This window comes from Sporolactobacillus shoreicorticis (assembly GCF_024125445.1).
Lineage (GTDB): Bacteria > Bacillota > Bacilli > Bacillales > Sporolactobacillaceae > Sporolactobacillus > Sporolactobacillus shoreicorticis.
On record NZ_JAMXWM010000027.1, the window covers coordinates 55,307 to 62,006 of the forward strand.

The 6,700-nt window shown below is 46.1% G+C and carries 5 protein-coding genes; all 5 read left to right on the forward strand.

Going from position 1 to position 6,700, the window contains the following annotated elements; translation table 11 throughout:
• The first annotated feature begins 2 nt into the window (after positions 1–2).
• Positions 3–953, forward strand: coding sequence for an ABC transporter permease (locus NIE88_RS17615; protein ID WP_253064143.1), 951 nt, complete (start codon positions 3–5; stop codon positions 951–953).
• A 15-nt stretch (positions 954–968) separates the two neighbouring features.
• Positions 969–1,901 carry an oligopeptide ABC transporter permease gene (gene opp4C, locus NIE88_RS17620; protein ID WP_253064145.1) on the forward strand — a complete coding sequence of 311 codons (933 nt, stop codon included), beginning with the start codon at positions 969–971 and terminating at the stop codon, positions 1,899–1,901.
• Between the two features lie 30 nt (positions 1,902–1,931).
• Complete coding sequence (locus NIE88_RS17625; RefSeq protein WP_253064147.1) at positions 1,932–3,566, forward strand: ABC transporter substrate-binding protein; 1,635 nt, start codon at positions 1,932–1,934, stop codon at positions 3,564–3,566.
• Between the two features lie 255 nt (positions 3,567–3,821).
• On the forward strand, positions 3,822–5,198 hold the full coding sequence (locus NIE88_RS17630) for a M20/M25/M40 family metallo-hydrolase (protein WP_253064148.1): 1,377 nt from the start codon (positions 3,822–3,824) through the stop codon (positions 5,196–5,198).
• Between the two features lie 22 nt (positions 5,199–5,220).
• Complete coding sequence (locus NIE88_RS17635; RefSeq protein ID WP_253064150.1) at positions 5,221–6,642, forward strand: M20 family metallopeptidase; 1,422 nt, start codon at positions 5,221–5,223, stop codon at positions 6,640–6,642.
• Positions 6,643–6,700: the final 58 nt, after the last annotated feature.

The following is a 6,700-nucleotide window of genomic DNA, read 5'->3' on the forward strand; positions in this document are numbered from 1 at the left end:
AAGTGTTTCAATACATCATTAGGCGAATCTTAATCGCTATTCCCGTTCTTTTTGGGGTAACCGTACTGAACTTTTTCATAATTAATCTTGCTCCGGGAAATCCTGTGGATATGATGGTCAATCCTTCCGCGACGCCGGAACAGCTGGCCGCCACCAAGCATGCGCTTGGTCTTGACCAGCCGGTATGGGTGCAATATTGGAACTGGATTACACAATTGTTCCACGGTAATTTGGGCTTTTCCTATTCAACACGTGAGCCTGTAACGCAGATTCTGCTCGCGCATGTCGGTCCTACGGTTATGCTGATGGGCGTGTCGCTCGTCGTCGGTTATCTGATCGCTATTCCGCTCGGCATTCTTTGCGCGCGAAAACAGAATTCTTGGATTGATTATCTTGTTACCGGTTTTTCTTTTTTTGGTATTTCTGTTCCGCACTTTTTCTTAGGACTCGGCGTTATCTATGTATTCGCCAGTAAACTGCTGCTGTTCCCAACGGGCAGCATGAATACTCTTGGCGGTGACGGAGGACTGATGGATACGATCAATCATCTTATTCTTCCTGTTTTGGTTCTTGCGACAGGCATCGGCGGAAACATGGTACGCTATGTTCGTTCCAGTATGCTGGACGTACTCGGCAAAGATTATCTGAGAACTGCGAAGGCGAAAGGACTTTCTCAGTTTATCATTACCAATAAGCATGCGCTGAGAAATTCCCTGATTCCTATTATTACCGTAATTGGAATTGATATTCCGATGCTGATCGGCGGTGCGATTGTTACCGAGCAGGTCTTCCAATGGCCGGGACTTGGGCTGCTCACGATCCAATCAATTACTTCTCGGGATTACTCGACACTCATGGCAATCAACTTGCTTGCGGCAGTTACCGTACTTGTTGCGAATCTGCTGACAGATATTCTGTATGCCGTCGCCGACCCAAGAATCAGGTACGACTAAGGAGGAGCGGAAGAGATGGCTATGAAATTAAACCCGAATAAAAATGTTCCGGAAGCAGACGGCCTTGTGAATTCCGAACAGATAATTGAAAAATTTGGAGATGAAGAAAGCTATCTGCACATGGTCGGTCGGCGGTTCTTCAAACATCGGCTTGCTTTTGCCGGATTGATTGTCTTTGTGCTGATTATTCTTATTGCTGCGCTGGCGCCGGTCATTTCTCCTCATGATCCTAATAAGATTTTTAATGAATTTGAGGCTGCGCCATCAGCATCTCACCTGTTAGGTACTGATCCTGTCGGACGCGATGTGATGAGCCGACTAATCTATGGTGCTCAAGTATCCATCTCGGTTGGGATTGGAGCAGTGGCCATTTATGTTGCGATCGGTATTGTTTTGGGACTCGTTGCCGGTTACTTCGGAAAATGGATTGACATGATTATCATGCGACTTACCGATATCTTCATGTCGTTTCCGTACTTCATGGTTATTCTTGTACTGGTGAGTATTATCGGACCGAGTCTCTTCAACATAACCATTGTAATCGGTCTTCTCGGTTGGCCTGCCATTGCCCGCTTGGTCAGGGGCAGTGTGCTCTCTATAAAAGAAATGGACTATGTAAAGGCAGGTGTTGCCCTCGGCTATTCAACGCCGAAGATTCTTTTCCAGCACATTCTTCCGAATGCGCTGGCACCAATCCTAGTTAATGCCACATTTGGTGTTGCGTCGGCCATTATCATGGAAGCCTCATTGAGTTTCCTTGGGATGGGTGTTCGCCCACCGGCGGCGAGCTGGGGGAACATGCTTACGCAGGCGGAATCAATCACAGTTCTTTCCTCGCAGCCTTGGCTGTGGATTCCACCGGGCATGATGATTTTACTTGCCGTATTATCCGTTAACTTTATCGGTGACGGCTTGCGTGACGCAATTGAGTCACAGAACGCAAAATAAGAAAAAATAAAAGGGGATGCAAACAACACAATGAACAGACACAAAATGATTTCAAAACGTATTTTGAAATATGTGATCACATCCTTCATGGCTCTGTCGCTCGTTTTTCTCGCAGCATGCGGCGGCGGTTCGGGCTCATCAGGGAGTAGCAAGAAGAAAGACACCATTTATCTTGGCTTAGTAAACCCCCCTGGTGGTTTCAATCCGATTAACACCGGTGATATTGCAGGACAATTTGCCATTCGCGTAATGCTCGATTCATTCTTGGACATGACAGCACCGCTGAAGTTTCAACCTAAATTGGCAACTTCTATTGACACGACAGACAATCAGACCTACACCATTAATCTGAATCCTAAGGCGAAATGGACAGATGGCAAACCGGTAACGGCCGATGATGTCATTTTCACGTTTAATTTGATTGCCAATCCAAAAACAGAAACAGCAGTTGGCTCGAACTTATCAACTCTGGAAGGCCTGGATGCAAGCGGTAAGTTGACAGGCGGTGCTACTTCAATTCCGAACCTGAAAAAAGTTGACGAACATACGGTTTCCTTCAAAACAAAGAAGCCGGTTGACCCTAATTATATCAAGGAAATGATCGGTACAAAGATCATTACGATGCCCCAGCATGTGCTGAAAGACATTAAACCTGAAGATTTCTCTAAGAGTAAATACGTACAGGCTCCTGATGTAACGAACGGACCATACAAATTTGTAACCTACAACAAAAACACATACATTCAGTATAAAGCAAACAATTCTTATTACCTTGGCAAGCCTAAGACACCTAAGTTCTTTATTAAGATTATGCAAGCACCGAATCTCTTGAGCGAGTTGCAGGCCGGTACAATTCAAGCCAATGCATCAGGTGGTATCGGTAATCTTCCGTTCCAAGATGTTGATTCAGCTAAAAAGCTTAAAAATGTAACAACGGAGATTCATCCGCAGATCGGATTCCAGACGATGCAGTATAATACGAAGACACTACCGAATGCGAAAATTCGCCAAGCCTTGGCCTACGCGATTGACCGTCAGCAAATCGTTGACAAGCTGCTCAAAGGAAACGGCGAAATCGTCGACGGACCTTACACCTCACAGAGCCCTTATCTCGATAAGAGCACGAACGTTATTAAGTATGATCCTAAAAAAGCAAAACAAATGCTGAAGGATGCCGGATGGGACTTCAATAAGACACTGAACTTTGTGGTTCCGATTGGAAACAAGGTGCGTGAACAATCTGCCGACATCATCGTTCAGAATTTCAAGGCGATTGGCGTAAAGGTTAAAGAAACAACTTATGACTTTCCAACGATCATGCAAAAAGGCGCGGCAGGCGACTTTGATTTGCTTCTGATCGGATTTACATTCAACCTTGACCCTGATGTTTCTGCACTGTATGGCCCAACAGGTGCATACAACTTCATGAAGTATGAAAATAAGGAAGCAACCAAGCTGATTGCCGATGGCAAGGCTGAACCGGACAGCGCGAAGAGAAAAGTTATTTATAACAAGCTTCAGGCAATCTGGGAAAAGGATATGCCTGTAATTACGCTCTACTCCGACAATGAAGTTGTGGTGAAGAGCAAGGATCTCGCTTACGGCGGTGCTTCCGCATATTGGCCGGGAACTGTGGCTAACTTCCAGAAATGGGCATACAAATAAGCATTTCTGAGCTTCTGGAACACGGGCTCAATTAAATGATACACATTTAAACAGCTGCTCTATTGAGTCAGCTGTTTAAATTTTTTAGTCTTTAGTCAATGAGAAAAAATAAAATTTTGAAAAGTTAGTCGGGGTAGTATAGGCGGTCTGGAATAACGCCGCTTCCTGCGGCTCACAGAACCTAGGCCATTCATGGCCGATACAACAAAACCTCACCTAAAAAGCTTCAACAAAACAAATAAGGAAGTGATGATCATGGACGACAGCAAGAGAAAAATATTGGAGAAAGAAGTGCGCGCGCAGGCGGATCGATCAATTGAAACGCTCTATAATTATTTGCGTCTTAAAACCGTTTCCGCTCAGAATCTGGCAATTCCGGAAACGGTCGACTTTGTATCTGAATTATTGATCGGTCTTGGCGCAGAGGTTAAAGTACTCGACGATTTAGGTGGGAATCCCGTTATTTACGGCTTTTTACCTGCGGGAGAAAAAGGCAATGCAAACAAGACCTTGCTTTTCTACGATCACTATGATGTTCAGCCACCGGATCCGCTTGATGAATGGGACTCAGAACCGTTCGAGCCTTATCTAAAGGATGGTATTCTTTATGCACGCGGTACCGCCGATAATAAAGGAACACTCATGCAACGGTTGGCAGCAATTAAAGCGCTGGAAAAAACGGGTGGACTTCCATGCAACGTCAAATTTCTTATTGAAGGTGAAGAAGAGATTGGGAGTCCCAATCTAACCGGATACTTAAAAAAATATGCAACGCTTTTTAAAGCGGATGCGTGTATCTGGGAATTTGGAAATAAAGATGCGGCAGAACGTGTTTCACTTTTTGCGGGAATTAAAGGCTCAGCTTATTATGAATTCTCCACGAAGAGCGCAATCATAGACATTCATTCATCACTCGCTGCTGTCATTGACAATCCTGCCTGGCGCATAGTACAGGCGCTTGCCAGCATGAAAAATCAAAATAACGACATAACGGTTGAAGGATTTTTTGATGAGATCGAAGAGCCGGATGAAGCGTTGATGAAAACGGTTCGCGCCGTTCCTTTTAACAATGAGGCATTAAAGAAATCATTCGGTCTCAGCCGTCCGTTTATTACCGAAGCGCGCGGCGAGGTGCCTCAGGATGCACTGATGCTGCATCCAACATTGACGATTTGCGGTATGGTCAGCGGTTATATTGGTGAGGGTGCCAAAACCGTGCTGCCAAAGGAAGCAAAGGTTAAAATCGATTGCCGCATGGTTCCCGGACAAACCGGTGAACATCTGTTTGCTTGTTTTGAACGTCACCTTGCTCGTCATGGTTTTTCCGACGTGAAAGTGGCTATGATTGAATCACAACGCGCCTTCCGATCAGATATAAATGATCCTTTCTTGAAATTAGTTAAAAAGACGGCAGAAGAAGCGTATCAGTCCGAGGCCGTTCTGTATCCGAATTCGGCGGGAACGGGTCCGATGTACGTTTTCGATAAATACCTCCATCTCCCGATTGTCAGCACCGGTGTCGGCTGGGCGGAGTCTAAGGCGCACGCACCGAATGAGTCAATTCGCATGAAAGATTATGTTGACGGAAGCTTGCACATGGCTTATTTGTTGACAGATTTTGCTGCGCAATAAAAAGACGGAAGGAGAATTTAACTTGGGACTAATTGATGAGATAAAGAGTATGGTTTACGAAAAAAGAGGCACATATCAAGCGCTCAGCGAAAAGGTTTGGGACTTGGCGGAACTTCATTTTGGCGAAGTGAAATCGGCTGAACTGCTGAGCCGGGCGCTTGAGGATGAGGGATTTACCGTTCAAAGAGGTATAGCCGGATTAAAAACCGGATTTGTCGGCAGTTATGGTCAAGGGAAGCCGGTGATCGCTTTTCTTGGTGAATTCGACGCACTTGCCGGACTCAGTCAGAAGCGAAATAAAACGGTTCACGATCCGATTGTGCCGAATGGCAATGGTCATGGCTGCGGTCATAACTTGCTTGGGGTCGGTTCGCTTGCCGCGGCATTTGCTGCAAAAGAATACGTAACGAAACATCAACTGAAAGGCACAGTTCGTTATTATGGCTGCCCAGCTGAGGAAAGTGGCAATGGTAAGGCATATATGGCACGTGAAGGCTGTTTTAAAGACGTGAACGCCGCTTTTTCATGGCATCCGGATTCGAAAAACGCGGTGCAGCATCTGTCGTCCAATGCGGTCATTGAAGCTCGTTTTACATTTAAAGGCGTGAGTGCACATGCCGCCGCTCTGCCGGAGCTTGGGCGCAGTGCGCTGGACGCTTTGGAACTGATGAACGTTGGTGTCAACTACCTGCGCGAACACATGGCGGACAAGGCACGTGTCCATTATGCGGTAACGAACACAGGCGGTGTATCGCCGAACGTTGTCCAAGCAGTTGCTGAGGAGCGATTCTTGGTTCGTTCGCCGAAACCGAATGAAGTCAAGGAATTGTTTAAACGTGTGGTTCATGTTGCCGAAGGAGCGGCATTGATGACGGATACCGAAATGAGCTATAAAATTGAAGGCGGCTGCTGCAACTTGATTCCAAACACGGCGCTTCATCAAGTAATGGCTGATTTTATGAAAGAGATCGCTTATCCTGAACCAACAGAAAATGATCTTGCTTTTATAAAAGAGATCTATGCGTCGCTTGGCGACAATGAGAAGAACTTTGCAAAAAAGTTTCTCACGACTGAACAGCGCAAAACGATCGATGAAAAACCAATTGCCGACTGGGTGATTCCATGCCCGGAGAACGATCTGTTTATGGAAGGCTCGACGGATGTTTCCGATGTCAGCTGGAATGTGCCGACTGCGCAATGTTTTACATCAACGTGGGCATTCGCGACGGTACCGCATACATGGCAAGTCGTCGCGCAGGGAACACAGGATTTTGCGTTGAATGCGGCACTCTATGCTGGAGAAGCCATGGCCTGTACCGCGCTCAAGGCGTTGGAGGAGCCAGAACTGCTTGCCGAAGCAAAGCGGGAATTCCAAGAACGGCTGGATGGCGAAACCTATGAATGTCTGATTCCGCCGGATGTAACGCCGCCAAATTTGCAATAGAAAATCAGCTTTAAGCAGAACTTTTTCCGAACTTGGGAGAAAGTTCTTTTTGTACTAT